Here is a 16,842-nt window from a genome sequence, read left to right as displayed (position 1 = left end):
GCACAACGTAGCGGATTACGTGTCCGGTAAAGAGCTCATCAGGGACAGCCATCGGGCAGGGAATCCGGCGTCCGGCCGAGGCATGCTGCCCTCGACCGCACAGCGAGCCAAGGAGCGAATTTCGCATGATCCCCCTGCTCAGCGTCGTCGTCCCGATCTACAACGTGGAGCCGTACCTCACCGAGTGCCTCAAATCGCTGGCCGCCCAGACGCTCGACGACATGGAGGTGGTCCTGGTGGACGACGGCTCCGTGGACGGCAGCCGGCGCATCGCCGCGGACTTCGCCGCGATGGACGAGCGGTTCGTGCTGCTCGGGCAGCGCAACCTGGGCCCGGGGCCGGCCCGCAACCAGGGGATCAGGCAGGCGCGCGGCGCGTTCCTGGCCTTCGCCGACGGGGACGACGTGGTGCCGCCGGGGGCGTACGAACTGCTCGCGGGCAGCCTCGCCGAGACCGGCTCCGACCTGGCGTGCGGCGCGGTGCGGCGGCTGGTGGACGGCGAGCTGGAGGAGTCGATCCTGCACGAGAAGGTGTTCAGGCGGCCCGAGCTGTGCACCCACGTCACCGACAAGCAGGTGCTGGTACGCGACCGCACCGTGTGGAACAAGGTCTACCGGCGCGACTTCTGGGAACGCGCGGGCCTGGCCTTCCCCGCGGGCATCTACGAGGACGTCCCGGTCGCCATGCAGGCCCACGTACTGGCGACCAGCGTGGACATGGTGGGCGAGGTGGTCTACCACTGGCGCAGGCGCGAGGAGGGGGCGGACTCGATCACCCAGCGCCGCTCCGAACTGCCCAACCTGGCCGAGCGGCTGGCGGCCATCCGGGCGGTGCGGGCCTTCCTCGACGAGCGCGCGCCGGAACTGCTCGACGGTTTCGACGCGCTCGTGCTGGAGAAGGACACCGTGTTCCTGTTCCAGGCGCTGGAGCGCTGCGAGGGCGACCCGGGGCCGGTGCTGGAGCTGGGCCGCGCGTGGCTGGCCGCGCTGGGCCCGCACGTGCTGGCCTCCGCGCCGTCGCTGCGCCGCCTGGAGCTGCACCTGCTGCGGCGCGGCCTGATCACGGAGTTGTGCACGGTACGCGAGTTCCGCCGGGGTCGCGAGGACATCGCCCGCGTGGTGCCGCGCGGCCTGCGTACGACCAACTGGTACGGCGACTACCCCTTCTTCCGCGACCGCCGCCTGCGCATCCCCGACGAGGTGTTCGACGCCCGCGACGAGCTCAAGCTGATCGCCAGGGTGGAGGAGTGCGAGTGGACCGGCGCCGAGTACCGCGTGCGCGGCTCCGTGGGCGTGCACCGCGTCGATCGCAAGGTCGCCAAGGTGGACATGTGGCTCAGCGACGGGCACCGCCGCGTCCCCCTGGAGACCCGCCGCCGGGGCCGGCACGGAGTCACGACCGTCATCGACCCCCGCCGCCTGGAGGACGGAGGCCCCTGGCGGCTGCAGGTACGGGCGGAAATGCGCGGTCTGGTGCTCAAGGGGTGGTGCCGGGACGGCGACGCCAACAGCGCGTGGCGGTTTTCCGTGCCGGGTTGGTCAAGAAGCGGCATGGACATGCCCCAGTAGTTCCAGACAGTAATCGTTCCGGCGCGGCCCGTGGTCATGCTGGGATCCATGAGGACCTATTCGCTCGATGACGTCCACGAGACACGCAAGCGGAGAGATTCCTGGTGGACCGTGTATTTCGTGGACCCGGTCGCCTGCCGGGTCGCACTCCCCGTCGCCAACCGCACCCGGATGACGCCGAATGAGCTCACGGTGTTCTCCCTGGTCCTCGGCACGGTGTCGGCCGCCTGTTTCATGGCGAACCAGCTCATAGCGGGCGCCTGCTTCTTCTATCTGAGCTTCATGATCGACTGCGTGGACGGCAAAATAGCCCGGCTCAAGGGCACGGGCACGCCCTTCGGGCTCTGGCTCGACTACGTGGGGGATCGCGTCAGGGTGGTCCTGTGCGCCGGCGGGCTGGCGTACGGGCAGTACACGCTGACCGGCGACGTGAGCTGGGTCGTGCTCGGCGCCGCCGTGGCGGTGCTGGACCTCTTCAGGTATGTCAACGCGCCGCAGATGAAGCGCGTGCGCGACCTCATCAGGGAGGAGCCCAGGGAGCCGGAGCCCGACCCGGACCCCATGACGGTGGACCTGCTCGACCCGGAGCCGCCGGGGCGGGGGCCCCGGCCGCGCGGCTTCTTCCGCCTCTTCAGGCGGCTCAACAGGTTCCTGGCCCGCCACCGCGTCCGCTCGCACCTGGTGAGCGGCATCGAGTTCCACGCGGCGGTGTTCGTGATCGCGCCCCTTGCGGGGGCATGGGCGCTGATCCCGCTCGCCGTGTTGTCGGGGCTCCTGCTGCTGGCCAACGAGGTGTTCCTCATCTACCGGTTGTGGCTCTTCACGCGCAGGCACGGCGTGAGCTCGTCTCAGGAGAGCCGAGAGCACGTTCTCGTCTAAGTACTCGGGGGTTTGTACGACATGTCCGACCGGCCAGTCTTCGTCATCGGATGTCCGCGGTCCGGCACCACGATGCTCCAGCTCATGCTCCACTCGCACCCGCGCATGGCGGTGCCGCCGGAGACGCGTTTCCTCGTTCCCGCCTACTACCGCCGCCGCACGTGGGGCGACCTGCGCATCGACGCGCGCCGCCGCGCCCTGGCGGAGTGGATCGCGACCGACCGCAGCACGAAGTTCCGCGAGCTCAAGATCGACAAGGGCGAGTTCGTCAAGCAGGCCGTGGAGGCCCCCGGCTCGCTCGGCTCGGTGATCGGCACTGCCTTCCGCATGTACGCCGACCGGTTCGACAAGGCCCGCTGGGGCGACAAGCGGCCCAGTTACGTCAAGCAGGTGGACCTGCTGCTGCGGCTCTTCCCCGACGCCCAGTTCGTGCACCTCATCAGGGACGGCCGCGACTGCGTGGCCTCGCTGAAGGAGATGCCCTGGTACACGCTGGACTCCTTCCACGCCGTCTCCACCTGGGCCGAGGCCATCGACGCGGGCGGCAGGCTGAAGCGCACGCTGCCCGAGGACACCTACTACGAACTGCGCTACGAGGACCTCACCGACGACCCGATGACCGAGCTGAAGAAGCTCTGCCACTTCCTGGAGGAGGACTTCTCGCCGTCGATGATCTCGCCGCGCGAGGCGGCCAGCGTGGCGGTGCCGACGCACAAGGTCTGGCACAGCAACACGCACCGCGAGGTCACCCGCAGCCGCGTCGGAAGCTGGGCGGACCGGCTGGACGACTGGGAGATCGCTCTGTGCGAGCACATGCTCGGCGACCGCCTGGAATCCATGGGGTACGAGCTGAGCGGCGCGCCCAGGCCGGCCAAGGAGCACGTCGTGGCCGCCCAGAAGACGATGCAGAAGCGTAAGGCCAGCCGCATGCGCAAGGGCGTGCGGGACCGCTTCAACCGGCTGCGCGAGCCCAGCCCCGTGGCCGCCCTGCTCACCGCGCGCCAGCGTTCGATGGCCGGCATCCCGCAGCAGCGCAAGGAACTCACCGAGCCCGTCTAGGGACCTGTCAGCGCTCGATGTGCGCGAACAGCAGTTCCCAGCGGTCCAGCACGTGGTCGAGGCGGTAGGCCTCGGCCCGTGCGCGGGCGTCGGCCCCCAGCCGCCGCCGCTCCTCCTCGTCGTCGATCAGCCGGGCCAGCTCCACCGCGAACGCGTCCACGTCACCGGGCGGCACCGGCACGGGCCCGGCGGCCCGCACGCCGCCCGACACGTCGAAGGCCACCGACGGCACCCCGTGCGCGCCCGACTCCAGCAGCACCACGGGCAGGCCCTCGTGCTCGCTGGTCAGGCCCAGGACCGAGGCGGCCAGGTACTCGGCGGACATGCGCGCGGCGGGCACCAGTCCCCTGAAGACCACCCGGTCGCCGACACCCTCCCGTTCCGCGTGCGCGCGCAGCCGGGCCAGCTCCGCGCCGTCCCCGATGAGGTGCAGCTCCCACGGCGCGGGCGCGCCCGACCGGGCGAACGCGCTGATCAGCCGGTCGAACCGCTTGACCCCCTCCAGCCGGCCCACGCCCAGCACGCGCGGCGACTCCAGCACCGACATCTCCCGTGGCCAGTCCGCCAGCGGGTTGGGCAGCGTGCCCGCGTTGGGCAGCAGCGCGTGCTCCGAGAACAGCAGGGCGTCGTCCTCGCTGAGGAAGACCGCCTGGTCGAGCGCCGGGTAGTGGCGCCTGATCGAGGCCAGGTGCCAGCAGCCGCGGGCGTGGTCGTAGGAGCCGTGGTACTGCCCGATCGGCCGCAGCGAACGCGGCAGCAGCCCGGCCGTCCTGGCCACCACCGACGGCGAGGTCATGACCGCGTATCCGGGGCCGACCGCGCGCAGCAGCCTCCCGAGCCGCCGGTCGGCACTTCTGCGGGCCAGGGCGCCCCCGGCCGGGCGGCGGCTGATCACGTGCCGGTGGTAGAGCGGGTGGTCCACGTACCGGAACGGCTCGGCGGCCCGGTGCAGCCCGATGACGTGCACCTCGTGCCCGCGTTCCGCCAGCCCCTGTGCCAGGGTGTGGGTGACCTGCTGGGTGCCGCCCAGGGTGTCGGCGTCCAGGCAGATGAAGACGACCGTCATCGTGCCGCCTCCTCGAAGAAGTCGGCCACGATCCTGGCCGCCGCGTCGCCGTGCTCGTCGGCGCACCACAGGTCGCGGAAGGCGGCGTACTTGCCGGCGTGGGCCGCGTGCACGGCGGGCAACTCGCGCAGCGCCGCCACCAGGTCCTCCGTCGTCGTCAGGCACGGTCCTGGGGCGATGGCGGGCAGGTCGTGGTAGACGCCGCGCTCGGAGAGCCGGTAGTCGTCCCAGTCGTCGATGAAGAACACCATGGGCTTGCCGGTCAGCGCGTAGTCGCACATCACGGAGGAGTAGTCGGTCAGCAGCGCGTCCGAGGCCAGCATCAGGTCGTTGATGTCGGGATAGGCGGAGGCCGGGCGGACGAAGTGGCGCAGGTGCTCGGGCGGGTCGTAGCGCTCGACCGGATGCGTACGCAGGAGCACCACCCAGTCCCCGGCCAGTTCCTCGGCCAGCAGCTCCAGATCCACCCGTACGGATTGGCCGCTGTTCTTCGCCCGATCCCGGTAAGTAGGCGCATAAAGCAGGACTTGTCGCCCGGGTGGCACCTCCAGCAGCCTCCGCACGTCGTCCGCCGGCCGTGCACGCACGAGCGCGTCACACCGGGGCGTCCCGCACCGGTAGACCTTGCCCGCGTAGCCGTTCGACGGCAGGAACACCCGCGAGAACTCCGCGCTCGGCGACACCAGCGCGTCCCACCGCGCCACCGCCGCCCGCCACAACGCCCGCGGCCGGTCGAAGTCACCGCGCAGGTCGGGCGCGTCGAAGCCGATCGACTTGATCCCCTGCCCGTGCCAGGTCTGCAGGTAGCGGGTGCCGGGCGGCTTGGGGTAGTCCAGCGGGAAGCCGTGGCTGTCCACCCAGATCCCGGCCCTGGCCATGGTGTAGACGTAGCGCCAGCTTCCCCGGCGCACGAGCCGTACGTCGGCGGGGAAGTTCGCGCGCCCCTTGGCCACCGACCAGACGGCCTCGATGGGCAGGCCGCGCCGGCGTACCTCCTCGTAGATGGCGCGCGGGCTGCCGCTGTAGCCCTTGCCGACGTCGGACTCGAACAGGGCGAGGTTCCTCCGGCGCGGCAGCACCCTGATCATGACCTGGTAGGCCCGCAGCTTGTTCTTCGGCGTGCTGAGCCGTTTCATCAGGCGCCTCTTGATCCGCCGCAACAACGACCGGTGGATGGCGTCGGGCCGCACGCACAGGTAACCCGCGTAGCCCTCGACCTTGACCGTGCGTCCCGGCAGCTCGATCGGCTCGGTGTGCGGGTCGGCGATGAGCCGGTCGGTCGTGGTGTGCCCGTCGGCGGTCCTGGTGAAGCCGATGCGCGGGTCGCACTTGCGGGTGGGGGTGAAGGTGACCTCGCTGACGTACCCGCCCTCGCCCGACGGCACCGGCTCGATCGGCACACGTTCCCCGCCGAGCTGCAGGAACGCCGTCCACTCCGCCGGCAGCACGCCGAACGGGTCGAAGGTGCGCACGGTCATCCGCAGCCGCTCGCCGTCCGAGGACAGGCTCGCCACCTCGTGCCGCAGCCGGGAGGCGCTGAAGGGCAGCTCCGCCAGCCGCAGCCGGGTGATGTCCAGGCGCGGGGAGACCGACGTGCCCCAGTACGTCCGCCCGTCGAGCAGCACCGCCGCCCGCGGCGCGGCCCTCGGCCCGGTCAGCGAGCCGGCCGCGATCCGCAGGTCGTCGATGCGGTCGTCCAGGATGAGCTGGCAGCAGACCCGGTCGAGCGGGTCGATCCGCTCGAACACCTCATCCGGCATCTCCGCCAGGTACGGCCGCACCACCGCGGCGAACTCCTTGGCCCACACCCGGTCCCGCTGCGGCAGCGGATTCAGGTAGACCCGCAGGTCCTGCCGCAGGAACCGGTACTGGCGGTGCGGCACCAGGTCCTCGGCCCCGTGCTCGCGCAGGAGGTCGTCGCTGAGCCTGGCCGCGATCACCCGCTGGCGCACGTTCTCCAGGTCCTCGATGCTCAGCGAGATGGACTCGTTCGTGGGCGCCCGGTGCCAGTGGTAGACCACCCACGGCACGATCGCGAACCTGCGCGCCACCGCGTACAACTCGGCGGCGAAGACATGGTCCTCGTAGTGGATGTCCTCGGGGAAGCGCAGCGCCCGGTCGCGCAGCCAGCCCGTGTCATACAGCTTGTTGGTGCTGAAGCTGTCCAGGAACAGCTCCGGCTCCTGCCTGATGCCCTCCACCACCCGCCTTCTGGCGAACAACGACGGATAGTACGGCCGCAGCCGCCCGTTCGACTCGTACAGCCGTGAGATCTGCCCCGACACGAAGCAGGCCCCCGTACGCTCGATCTCGGCCAGCAGGCTCTTGCACGCGTGCCTGGGCAGTTCGTCGTCGCTGTCGAGGAACATCACGTACGGCGCGGTCGCGGCGTCGATCCCGTCGTTGCGCGGCGCCCCGCATCCACCGCTGTTGACCGGCCTGCGCAGGTACCGCACGCGTGGATCGGCCAGCGCCAGCCGCCGCGCCACCTCGGGGGTGCCGTCCGTGCTGGCGTCGTCGGAGATGATCACCTCCAGGTCGCGCAGCGACTGCCGCAGCACGGAACGTACGGCCCTGGGCAGGCGCGGCGCGTCGTTGTAGGTGATGACGACGACGGTGCAGTCCGGCATCCCCTGAGTCCTCCCCGTAGACACCTGGCGGGAATGGGACTTCCCCCAGGTGAAGGGAGGTTTCCGGACTTGATGGAGTATTTGCCTAAAATCAGCGCATAAGGCGACGAATCACCCAGGCGATGACCAGCAGCACCACCAGCGCGCCCGCGATTGGCGCCAGCCGCTTCAGCAGCGGTTGCCCGGCGATCTCCAGCAGATCCAGCGCCTCCTCGTCGGGCGAGCGCGACGTGCGCAGCGAGCCCGTGGGGTGCGCGTCCTGCTCCGAGGCGGACACCGCGCTGAGGTGCCGCTCCTCGTCGGTGGCCTGCTGTTCGACGACCGGTTCGACCGTGGGCTCGGTGAGCAGCGCCGCCAGGTTCTCGGCGAACTTCTCGATGAGCTTGCCGCCCACCTCGGCCATCACGCCCCGCCCGAACTGCGCGGGCCGGCCGGTGACGTTGAACGACGTCTCCACGGTCACCAGCGTGGCCCCCTCGCGCGGTTGCAGGCGGGCCTTGACCGTGGCGGCGGCCGTGCCGGAGCCGCGCGCCTCCTTGCCCGACGCCTGGATGGTGAGCGAGTAGGAGTCCTTGTCCACGTCCTCGAACTTGGCCGAGCCCCGATAGGTGACGGTGATCGGGCCGACCTTGACCTTCATCCTGCCGGTGAACTCGTCGCCTTCGAAGATGTCCAGAGTCGCCCCCGGCAGGCAGGGCGCGACCCGCTCGACATCGAGCAACACGGCCCAGGCCTGCTCGATCGGAACCGGAACCGTGAACTCGTGCTCGAACCGCATCGCCATCGATCCGCTCCTTCTCCAGATGCCTGTGACCTTACGACGGGGCGGGGACGCGCCGGAAGAGGCTGCCCCGACACAGATCCGACGGGACGGGGGCGCCCAGGAGACGGGCGCCCCCGCCGCGGGTCAGGGTGATCCGGCCGCCGTGCGTACCGCGCGGTGGGTCAGGACCCTGGCCAGGTGCCGCCGGTAGTCCGGCTGGGCGTGCAGGTCGGCGGGCGGCGAGGTGTCGGCCGCCGCCTCCTCGCACGCCTGGCGCACCTGATCGCCCAGCTCCACGCCCTGCAGCGCGGCCTCGGCCGCGCGGGCGCGCAGCGGCGTCGCCGCCATGTTCGTCAGCCCGATCCTGGCCTCGGCGATCGAGCCGTTGGATCGCCTGACCGCCACCGCCACGCCGACGATCGCCCACGCCTGCGCGGTCCTGCGGAACTTCTCGTAGTGGAAGCCCCACCCGCGGCCCAGCTTCGGGATCCGCACGCCGGACAGGATCTCGCCCTGCCGCAACGACGTCTCCAGGTAGTCGACGAAGAACTCGGCGGCCGGGATCTCCCGCTCACCCTGCGCGGAGGCCGCCACGAGCACGCCGTCCAGCGCCAGCACCACGGCCGGCAGGTCACCGGCCGGGTCCGCGTGCGCCAGCGAGCCGCCGAACGTGCCCCGGTGCCGGATCGCCGGATCCGCCACATGGGTGGCGGCCAGCGCCAGCAGCGGGCACTCCGCCGCCAGCACGGGAGAGCGCAGGACCTCGTCATGCGTGGTCATCGCGCCGATGCGCACGTGGTCGCCCCGGTCGTGCACGCCCTTCAGCTCGGCCAGCCGGCCGACGTCGACCAGCTTCGACGGGTAGGACAGCCGCAGCCGCAACAGCGGCATCAGCGACTGGCCGCCGGCCAGGACCTTGGCCTCCTCGTCGGCGGCCAGCGCCTGGCACGCCTCGGCCAGCGAGTCCGGGCGCACGTAGTCGAACTGCGCGGGGATCATGCCCGTCCTCCTTCCAGGGCCCGCCACACCCGTTCCGGCGTGCACGGCATCTGGATGTCGTTGATGCCGCGCGGGCGCAGCGCGTCCACGACCGCGTTCACCACGGCCGGGGTCGAGGCGATCGTGCCCGCCTCGCCGACGCCCTTGACGCCCAGCGGGTTGCTGGTCGCCGGGGACTCGGTCCTGTCCAGGGTGAAGTTCGGCAGGTCCGCGGCCGACGGCAGCAGGTAGTCGGCCATCGTGGTGGTCAGCAGGTTGCCCTCGGAGTCGTACACGGCCTCCTCGAACAGCGCCTGCGCGACGCCCTGGGCGATGCCGCCGTGCAGCTGGCCGTCCACGATCAGCGGGTTGACGACCTTGCCGATGTCGTCCACCGCCACGTACGAGCGGATCTTCACCCAGCCCGTCTCGGTGTCCACCTCAACCGCGCACAGGTGGGTGCCGTGCGGGAAGGAGAAGTTCTCCGGGTCGAACGTGGCGTCGGAGTCGAGCCGCGGCTCGGCCCCGTCGGGCAGCGCGTGCCCGGTGAACGCGGCCAGCGCCAGCTCCTGGATGGTCTGCTGCGACTCGGTGCCGCGCACCTTGAACGCGCCCGCCTCCCACTCCAGGTCATCGGGGGAACATTCGAGCAGGTGGGCCGCCAGTTTCCTGGCCTTGTCCCTGACCTTGTCGCACGCCTTCAGCACCGCGATGCCGCCGATGGTCAGCGAGCGCGAGCCGTAGGTGTCCAGGCCCTTGGGCGAGATCGCGGTGTCGCCGTACAACACCGTGATGTCGTCGAACGGCACGCCGAGCGCGTCGGCCACGATCTGGCTCCAGGCCGTCACATGACCCTGGCCGTGCGGCGTGGAACCGGTGATGACCTCCACCTTGCCGGTGGCCAGCACCCGCACCGAGGCGTGCTCCCAGCCGCCCGCGCCGGCGTTGTTCTGGCCGAACCACCTGGACGGGCCCAGCCCGCACATCTCGGTGTAGGTGCTGACGCCGATCCCGAGCTGCACCGGGTCGCCCCTGTCCCGCCGGTCGGCCTGTTCGGCGCGCAGCTTGTCATAGCCGAACATGGCCGTCGCCCGGTCCGTCGCCGCCTCGTAGTTGCCCGAGTCGTAGGTCAGGCCCGAGATGGTGGTGAAGGGGAACTCCTCCTGTTTGATCCAGTTGCGCCGCCGCACCTCCAGCGGGTCCTGCCGCAGCTCGGCGGCCAGCTCGTCCATGATCCGCTCGATGCCGTACGTGGCCTCGGGCCGTCCCGCGCCCCGGTAGGCGTCCGTGGGCATCTTCGTGGTGAACACACCCGTGCAGGCGAACTCGTAGGCGTCCATCTTGTAGATGGCGTTGAACATCTGCGCCCCGAGCAGCGGCACCGCCGGCGTCAGCAGCACCAGGTAGGCGCCCATGTCGGCGAGCAGCTCCACCTGGAGCCCGCGGATACGGCCGTCGGAGTCGGCGGCGAGCCTGATGTGCTGGAGCTGGTCGCGGCCGTGGTGGACCGTGAGGTTGCCCTCCGAACGCGACTCCGTCCACTTCACCGCCCGGCCCAGCTTCCTGGCCAGCAGCAGGCAGAGCACCTCCTCGGCGGTGACCTGCAGCTTCGAGCCGAACCCGCCGCCCACGTCGGGGGCGACCACCCGGATCGTGTGCTCCGGGACGCCGGTCACCAGCGCGAGCATCACCTTCAGGATGTGCGGGATCTGCGTGGACGAATACAGCGTGAACGACTCGCCGTCCGTCTCGCACATCACCGCCCGCGGCTCCATCGCGCTCGGGATCAGCCGCTGCTGCACATACGTGCGGTCGATGACCACGGGGGCGTCCCTGAAGGCGGCCTCGATGTCGCCGTGGGTGGACCTGAAGGTGAACGCCCGATTGCCGCTCTCGTGCACGCTGGGGCTGCCGTCGCTCAGAGCCTGCCGCATGTCGAGCACGGCCGGCAGCGGCTCGTAGTCGACCTCGATCGCCTCCAGCGCGTCGGCCGCGCGGTAGCGGTCCGTGGCCACCACGCAGGCCACCGCCTCGCCGACGTACCGGACCTCGGAGACCGCCATCGGCGGATGGTCAGGCACGATCGTGTCCGGGCTGCGCGGCCACGCGCACGGCAGGCTGCCCTGCTCGGCCTCGAAGTCCCGGCCGCTGAACGCCGCCACGACCCCCGGCAGACCGCGCGCCCCCGACACGTCGATCCTGGAGATCCTGGCGTGCGCCATCGGGCTGCGCAGGAACATCACGTGCAGCAGTCCCGGGCGCGCGAGGTTGTCCGTCCACTGCGTGCGCCCCGTCAGCAGCCTGGGGTCCTCCTTGCGCCTGCGCGGCTGCCCCACTTCTTGCATGGTCATGGGGTACTCACCGCCTGGCCCATCTCCTGCGCGCCCCTGCGTACGGCGCGCACGATGTTGCAGTATCCGGTGCAGCGGCAGAGGTTGCCCTCCAGGCCGTGTCTGATCGTCTCCTCGGACGGCTCCGGATCGTCCCTGAGCAGGTCAACCGCGGCCATGACCATGCCAGGTGTGCAGTAGCCGCACTGCAGCGCGTGCTCTTCGTGGAAGGCCCGCTGCATCGGGTGCATGGAGCCGTTCGTGCCCAGGCCCTCGATGGTGACGATGTCGCTGCCGTCGGCCTGGACGGCCAGCACCGAGCAGCTCTTCGCGCTCTTGCCATCGAGCATGATCGTGCAGGCGCCGCAGTTGCTGGTGTCGCAGCCGACGGGGGTGCCGGTCTTGCCCAGCCGTTCTCGTAGCAGATGGACGAGCAGGAGTCGCGGCTCGACGTCCTCCTCGTACTTGATCCCGTCGACGGTGACGGTGATTCGGGGCATACGTCCTCCCTCAGGAGCAGGGGGAAAGGCGGACACTCCGAACCTACGCCGGTGTTTTTCCCGGTCAAGGGTTACTTACTGAGATGGCTCGCGGTAAGTGCCGAGAGCCGTCCGCGTCACTTGCCCCTGACCACCCGCGCGACGATCGCCACCAGCCCTGCGAAGGCCAATCCCAGCACCATCACCCCGATCAGGACCACTGGTTCCCTGATCGCGCGTGTCACTACCAAAATCCCCAGAACGACGAAAAGCACGCCGCTCAGCAGGGCCATCCAGTCGGTCCTGTGCAGGCGTTTCTGCCGCTCAACCTCACGCGGCACGCCGCACCTCCATGTCGCCCAGTCCGCCCTTCAGGTTCAGCACGATCGTGGAGAGCTTGCCCTCGGGCTCGATCTCCGGCTGCAGCACCTCATCCACGCGCACGTCCACGCCGCCCCGCAACGACTGGTCCAGCAGGATGTCGCCGACCTGGTTGGTGGCGTGCACCTCGATCCTGGCCGTGGGTGGCACCACCACCACCAGTTCGCCCACCGTGACCGAGGCGTTGAACGTCACGCTCGTGCCCGGCGGCATCGCCAGCTCCGACAGGTCCAGCGTGCCGTCGCCGACCCCCACGTCGTAGAGCCGGCCCGACTCGGCGATGCTGGTCGGGGCCCACTCCGACGGGCCGACGTTCCTGGGCACGCCGCCCAGCATCATCCCCATGCTGACGATCAGCGTGAGCGTGGTGCCCGCCGCCACCAGACCGGCGCCACGACCCCACCAGGCCGCGATGAGCAGGCCGGCGCCGATCGTGATGAGCATGGCGCCGCCGACGATGGTCGGGCTCACTCCGCCGACCGACCTGGCCTGAGCGACCACGACGATCCCTCCAATGATCAATGCCAGCAGGATGGTGATGAGGCCGATGAACGACTTCGGCCGCCGCTTGGGCTCCCGCCTCGGGATGGGGCGGCCGTACAGGACGGGGTCGTACGGGCTGAACGGGGGTTGGCCGCCCGGCCTTCTGGCCGGGTTGAGCGGCTGGTAGGGGCCGTTCGGGGCGAACGGCTCGCCGTGGCTGGCGTAGTCGACCGCGGTCGGGGGGTTCGGGCGGTGGGCGGGGCGCTGGGGTGGGGGCGGGGGCGGCTGCTGGTACGGCGGCACACGATGTTCCGCCGTCACCGCCTCCGGCGACACGTCCTCCTGGCCCTGCTGCTCCCGGTATGGCCGGTGCTCCTGCTCTTCGGACGCTTGGGTGTCGGCGTCTTCCCCGTCCCGCACGGCCTCTCGCGGTTCCGCGTGCTCCTGCGGTGCGGCGGCTTTGTGCTGGATGGTGGGTGTGGCCGCCTCGCCGGCCGGTGGTACGGCCTCGTCCGGCCTGGCCGGTCCCGGGTCCGCCACGGGCCGGGCGGCCGCCGGTCCGGGAGCCGGTGGCGCGGGCTCGTACGGCGGCGCAGGCCACTCGGTCCGCCGCCTGCTCAGCCGCTCGGGCATCGAGCGCGCCAGCCCGCGCAGGTCCACCCCGTTGGCGTGCGCGGCCAGCAACGACACGACCAGGAACACCGCCACCAGGAGCGTGCCCACGTCCAGCCACACCGTCGCCAGGTTGATCGCGAGCCCGCACGCCAGCACCGTCGTCAGCAGCGCCATCACGGTGTCGGCGTCGAAGTCGCGGCGCGTCCACTGCTCGATGATCCCGGGCCTGCCGTTCGGCTCCTTCATCAGCAGGAAGGCCGCGATGTAGACGAACAGCCCGATCCCGGCGCCGAGCAGCAGCAGCGCGAAGCCCACACGGAACACCACCGGGTCGATCCCGGTGTGCCGCCCGATGCCCGCGCTGACGCCCATGAGCAGGCGCCCCTCGCTGCTGCGTCGCAGCTCTCGGTGAGGGGAGGCGGGGCGCCTGGGTGGAGCTTCTGTCATGCCTACATCGTGGACCTACGCGCGGTGTGCTCGCATCCGGGAGACCCCTGACCCGACCCGGGGGTTGTTCCCTGATGCTCGCATGCCCCCCGACATGTGACTATGGCCATGTTATGGCTGAGCAGAAGACAATCGCCGAGCAGAGCGGCGACACGCCCTACCGCCGGATGTTGCGCCCACAAGAGGGTCGCCTGCTCGGCGGTGTCGCGCAAGGGCTCGCGACGCAGCTCAAGCTTGATCCGGTGGTGATCAGGCTGATGTTCGTGCTGCTCACGGTCGTCGAGGGGGCCGGCGCGGTGGCGTACGCGGTGCTCTGGATGGTGACGCCGCGCGCGCCCTACCAGGGGCCGCCGCCACAGCGGGACTGGAGCCAGCTCGCCGCGTTCAGCGCGATCGGGGCGGCGCTGTTCGTGTTCGGCTGGCTGACGAACGCCAACCAGGGCGGCGTCGGCATGCTGCCGTTCGCGGTGGGCGGAATCGGCGCGCTGATCCTCTGGCAGCAGGCCGACCCGGAACGCCGCAGGAACTGGGTGAGCGGCGCGTCACTCAGCATCAGGAAGAACCGGGTCCGTACGCTGCTCGGCATCGGCCTGGTCGTGGTCGGCGCGACCGGATTCCTGGCCGCCGAGGGCGAACTGCCGCAGATCAGGGACAGCCTGCTGTTCACCGTGGTCGTGGTCGGCGGCCTGGCGGTCATCGCCGCGCCCTGGCTGGCGGGCCTGTGGAAAGAGCTGCAACTGGAGCGGCGCGAGCGCATCAGGCAGGAGGAGCGGGCCGAGGTGGCCGCCATGGTGCACGACTCGGTGCTGCACACGCTCACGCTGATCCAGCGGGTGGCCCACGACCCGCGCGAGGTCTCCCGCCTGGCCCGCTCGCAGGAGCGCGACCTGCGCAACTGGCTCTACCAGCCGGCCCAGGACGCCGACGCCACGCTGGCGGCCGCCGTACGCAGGATCGCGGCCGAGGAGGAGGATGCGCACGGCGTGCCGATCGAGGTCGTCTGCGTCGGCGACATCGCCCTGGACCAGGCCGGCAAGCTCGCCGCCACGCTCAAGGCGTCCCGGCAGGCGATGGTGAACGCGGCCAAGTACTCCGAGAGCCCGTCGATCTCGGTCTACGCGGAGGTTGAGGGTGAAGAAGTCACGATTTTCGTGAAGGATCGGGGCAAGGGGTTCGACCTTGAGGCAGTGCCGCTGGACAGGATGGGGATCAGGGAGTCCATCATCGGGAGAATGGAACGTCACGGCGGCGCGGCCCGGGTTCGTACCGAGCCGGGTGAGGGCACGGAAGTGATGTTGACGATGAAGGTGGAGAAGGCATGACGCGCGTACTGATCGTCGATGACCATCGGCTGTTCCGGTCGGGCGTGCGCGCCGAGCTGGGCGACTCGATCGAGGTCGTGGGCGAGGCCGAGGACGTCGAGAGCGCGGTGCTGGCGATCGCCGAGCACCAGCCCGACGTGGTCCTGCTCGACGTGCACATGCCCGGCGGCGGCGGGCAGGAGGTGCTGCGCCGGGTGCTGGGCGCCGGCTCGCAGGTGCGGTTCCTGGCCCTGTCGGTCTCCGACGCCGCCGAGGACGTCATCGGCGTGATCAGGGGCGGGGCCCGCGGCTACGTGACCAAGAACATCAGCGGCAAGGAGCTGACCGACGCCATCCGCCGGGTGGCGGAGGGGGACGCGGTGTTCTCGCCGCGGCTGGCGGGGTTCGTGCTGGACGCGTTCGCCTCGTCTGAGGCGCCGTCGATCGATCCCGAGCTCGACTCGCTGACGCAGCGGGAGCGGGAGGTGCTGCGGCTGATCGCGCGGGGGTACGCGTACAAGGAGATCGCCAAGGAGCTGTTCATCTCGGTGAAGACCGTCGAGACGCACGTGTCGTCGGTCCTGCGCAAGCTGCAGCTCTCCAACCGGCACGAGCTGTCCCGCTGGGCGACTGCTCGTCGTCTCGTGTAAGAAGTTCCATCTTTTACGCGGTGCCGTGGCTTCCCACCCGCCGCACCCTGTCAGAAGCTCCATCTCTTACGCGGTGCCGTGGCTTCCCACCCGCCGCACTTCGGCTGATGGCCTTCCAGGAAACGGCCGCTGAACCCTTCACCGGTGGCCCGCCGTCACGCGAGCCCAAGTTGCCCGGAATCGGGCTGGTGTTACCTTTCGGGGTCGCCGGACGTCGAAGGGGGACACCGAGACCTCCGGGGGGACCGTGACCGACGAAGACCAGCTCGCCGCCGAGTTTGAGATCCAGCGCTCTTATCTGCACGCGATGGCGTTTCGCCTGCTCGGCTCGCATGCGGACGCGGACGACGCCGTACAGGAGGCGTGGCTGCGGCTCGCGCGGACCGGTGGGGACGGCATCGAGGAGTTGCGGGGCTGGCTCACGACGGTCACGGTGCGGATCTGCCTGGACGGGCTGCGCAGGCGTGGGGTCCGGGGGGAGCAGCCGCTGCTCGAACTTGAGATCGGCATGCTTCCGCGCGAGGAGGTCTGGGGCTCCCGGATCGACCCCGAGGGGGAGGTCCTGCTCGCCGAGTCCGTAGGGCTGGCGTTGCACGTGGTCATGGACGTGCTCAGCCCGGCGGAGCGGGTGGCGTTCGTGCTCCATGACGTGTTCGAGGTCCCGTTCGACGCGATCGCGTCCATGCTCGGCCGGAGCACCGCGGCCGCGAAGATGCTCGCCAGCCGGGCCAGGGGACGGCTGCGGCTGGGCGCGCCCGCCGCCGACACGGCGGGCAGGAAGGTCGTGGAGGCGTTCTTCGAGGCGGCCGGCAGGGGTGACGTCGCCGGGCTGGTGAGCGTGCTCGCGCCCGATGTCGAACTGCGGGCCCAGGGCGCGGCGGGGTTGGGCACCGTGCGTGGCGCGGGCAAGGTCGCCGCTCAGGCGGCGATGTACCGGAATCCGGACGCGCGGCAACATCTGGTGCTCGTGGACGGCCTTCCCGGGGTCCTCATCACCGTCGGCGGGCGGCCGGTCACGGTCATGGCCTTCACGGTCGCCGACGGCGTCGTCACGGCGATCCGCATGCTGACCGACCCGGGCCTGCTGGGGCAGGTCGTGCCGGCGTGGGTGACGTCCTCGTGAGCCCTGTCGCCCGGGGGTTTTGGACCGTTACAGGATAGTTATTGGTCATCCGCCCACGAATCAGTGGTCTCCGTTGTCACACAAGGAGGT

Annotated in this window: 14 protein-coding genes; 6 read left to right on the top strand and 8 right to left on the bottom strand. The window is 70.6% G+C overall.

Annotated elements, in window-relative coordinates:
• Nucleotides 1-125 precede the first annotated feature (125 nt).
• Genes AB0I81_RS28765 through AB0I81_RS28755 form a run of 3 tightly spaced genes read left to right on the top strand, consistent with a single transcriptional unit; the run spans nt 126 to nt 3,506 of the window.
• Nucleotides 126-1,568: a glycosyltransferase family 2 protein gene (locus AB0I81_RS28765; protein WP_360662710.1), complete on the top strand. Its 1,443-nt coding sequence runs from the start codon at nt 126-128 to the stop codon at nt 1,566-1,568.
• 48 nt (nt 1,569-1,616) lie between these two features.
• Entirely contained in the window at nt 1,617-2,447 is an 831-nt protein-coding gene (locus AB0I81_RS28760) for a CDP-alcohol phosphatidyltransferase family protein (protein WP_360662708.1), read from the top strand.
• A gap of 21 nt (nt 2,448-2,468) precedes the next feature.
• A complete protein-coding gene (locus AB0I81_RS28755; protein WP_360662706.1) occupies nt 2,469-3,506 on the top strand; it encodes a sulfotransferase in 1,038 nt (345 codons plus the stop codon).
• Between the two features lie 7 nt (nt 3,507-3,513).
• Here the strand turns inward: AB0I81_RS28755 and AB0I81_RS28750 are convergent, their stop codons facing one another.
• From AB0I81_RS28750 to AB0I81_RS28715, 8 genes are all read right to left on the bottom strand, one after another.
• A complete protein-coding gene (locus AB0I81_RS28750) occupies nt 3,514-4,572 on the bottom strand; it encodes a glycosyltransferase (protein WP_360662704.1) in 1,059 nt (352 codons plus the stop codon).
• Nucleotides 4,569-7,202, bottom strand: coding sequence for a CDP-glycerol glycerophosphotransferase family protein (locus tag AB0I81_RS28745; protein ID WP_360662702.1), 2,634 nt, complete (start codon nt 7,200-7,202; stop codon nt 4,569-4,571). The genes AB0I81_RS28750 and AB0I81_RS28745 overlap by 4 nt, the downstream gene beginning before the upstream one ends.
• A gap of 91 nt (nt 7,203-7,293) precedes the next feature.
• A complete protein-coding gene (locus AB0I81_RS28740) occupies nt 7,294-7,986 on the bottom strand; it encodes an SRPBCC family protein (protein ID WP_360662700.1) in 693 nt (230 codons plus the stop codon).
• 123 nt (nt 7,987-8,109) lie between these two features.
• Complete coding sequence (locus AB0I81_RS28735) at nt 8,110-8,964, bottom strand: xanthine dehydrogenase family protein subunit M (RefSeq protein WP_360662698.1); 855 nt, start codon at nt 8,962-8,964, stop codon at nt 8,110-8,112.
• Nucleotides 8,961-11,294 carry a xanthine dehydrogenase family protein molybdopterin-binding subunit gene (locus tag AB0I81_RS28730; RefSeq protein ID WP_360662696.1) on the bottom strand — a complete coding sequence of 778 codons (2,334 nt, stop codon included), beginning with the start codon at nt 11,292-11,294 and terminating at the stop codon, nt 8,961-8,963. Before AB0I81_RS28730 ends, AB0I81_RS28735 begins: the two co-directional genes overlap by 4 nt.
• Entirely contained in the window at nt 11,291-11,773 is a 483-nt protein-coding gene (locus tag AB0I81_RS28725; RefSeq protein ID WP_360662694.1) for a (2Fe-2S)-binding protein, read from the bottom strand. The genes AB0I81_RS28730 and AB0I81_RS28725 overlap by 4 nt, the downstream gene beginning before the upstream one ends.
• Nucleotides 11,774-11,889: 116 nt before the next feature.
• Nucleotides 11,890-12,093: a hypothetical protein gene (locus AB0I81_RS28720; RefSeq protein ID WP_360662692.1), complete on the bottom strand. Its 204-nt coding sequence runs from the start codon at nt 12,091-12,093 to the stop codon at nt 11,890-11,892.
• Nucleotides 12,083-13,678: a PspC domain-containing protein gene (locus tag AB0I81_RS28715; protein ID WP_360662690.1), complete on the bottom strand. Its 1,596-nt coding sequence runs from the start codon at nt 13,676-13,678 to the stop codon at nt 12,083-12,085. The genes AB0I81_RS28720 and AB0I81_RS28715 overlap by 11 nt, the downstream gene beginning before the upstream one ends.
• 113 nt (nt 13,679-13,791) lie before the next feature.
• Here AB0I81_RS28715 and AB0I81_RS28710 point away from each other — a divergent pair, with 113 nt between their 5' ends.
• The 3 genes from AB0I81_RS28710 to AB0I81_RS28700 all read left to right on the top strand — a co-directional run bounded on the left by AB0I81_RS28710 (nt 13,792) and on the right by AB0I81_RS28700 (nt 16,752).
• Entirely contained in the window at nt 13,792-15,000 is a 1,209-nt protein-coding gene (locus AB0I81_RS28710; RefSeq protein ID WP_360662688.1) for a PspC domain-containing protein, read from the top strand.
• Nucleotides 14,997-15,629, top strand: a complete 633-nt coding sequence (locus tag AB0I81_RS28705) for a response regulator transcription factor (protein WP_360662686.1) — start codon at nt 14,997-14,999, stop codon at nt 15,627-15,629. Before AB0I81_RS28710 ends, AB0I81_RS28705 begins: the two co-directional genes overlap by 4 nt.
• Before the next feature lie 247 nt (nt 15,630-15,876).
• Nucleotides 15,877-16,752 (top strand): sigma-70 family RNA polymerase sigma factor, encoded by an 876-nt coding sequence (locus tag AB0I81_RS28700; protein WP_360662685.1) that lies wholly within the window; start codon nt 15,877-15,879, stop codon nt 16,750-16,752.
• Nucleotides 16,753-16,842: the final 90 nt, after the last annotated feature.

The sequence above is a fragment of the Nonomuraea sp. NPDC050404 genome (genome assembly GCF_040655495.1).
Taxonomy (GTDB): domain Bacteria; phylum Actinomycetota; class Actinomycetes; order Streptosporangiales; family Streptosporangiaceae; genus Nonomuraea.
Note: the sequence above shows the minus strand (reverse complement) of the source record. Positions and strands in the feature narration are given on the sequence as shown.

Bases quoted from the DNA above. Each gene is read 5' to 3' on its own strand.
- AB0I81_RS28750 (WP_360662704.1), bottom strand. From the start codon at position 4,572: ATGACGGTCGTCTTCATCTGCCTGGACGCCGACACCCTGGGCGGCACC.
- AB0I81_RS28725 (WP_360662694.1), bottom strand. From the start codon at position 11,773: ATGCCCCGAATCACCGTCACCGTCGACGGGATCAAGTACGAGGAGGAC.
- AB0I81_RS28755 (WP_360662706.1), top strand. From the start codon at position 2,469: ATGTCCGACCGGCCAGTCTTCGTCATCGGATGTCCGCGGTCCGGCACC.
- AB0I81_RS28735 (WP_360662698.1), bottom strand. From the start codon at position 8,964: ATGATCCCCGCGCAGTTCGACTACGTGCGCCCGGACTCGCTGGCCGAG.
- AB0I81_RS28705 (WP_360662686.1), top strand. From the start codon at position 14,997: ATGACGCGCGTACTGATCGTCGATGACCATCGGCTGTTCCGGTCGGGC.
- AB0I81_RS28760 (WP_360662708.1), top strand. From the start codon at position 1,617: ATGAGGACCTATTCGCTCGATGACGTCCACGAGACACGCAAGCGGAGA.
- AB0I81_RS28745 (WP_360662702.1), bottom strand. From the start codon at position 7,202: ATGCCGGACTGCACCGTCGTCGTCATCACCTACAACGACGCGCCGCGC.
- AB0I81_RS28765 (WP_360662710.1), top strand. From the start codon at position 126: ATGATCCCCCTGCTCAGCGTCGTCGTCCCGATCTACAACGTGGAGCCG.
- AB0I81_RS28715 (WP_360662690.1), bottom strand. From the start codon at position 13,678: ATGACAGAAGCTCCACCCAGGCGCCCCGCCTCCCCTCACCGAGAGCTG.
- AB0I81_RS28740 (WP_360662700.1), bottom strand. From the start codon at position 7,986: ATGGCGATGCGGTTCGAGCACGAGTTCACGGTTCCGGTTCCGATCGAG.
- AB0I81_RS28730 (WP_360662696.1), bottom strand. From the start codon at position 11,294: ATGACCATGCAAGAAGTGGGGCAGCCGCGCAGGCGCAAGGAGGACCCC.
- AB0I81_RS28710 (WP_360662688.1), top strand. From the start codon at position 13,792: ATGGCTGAGCAGAAGACAATCGCCGAGCAGAGCGGCGACACGCCCTAC.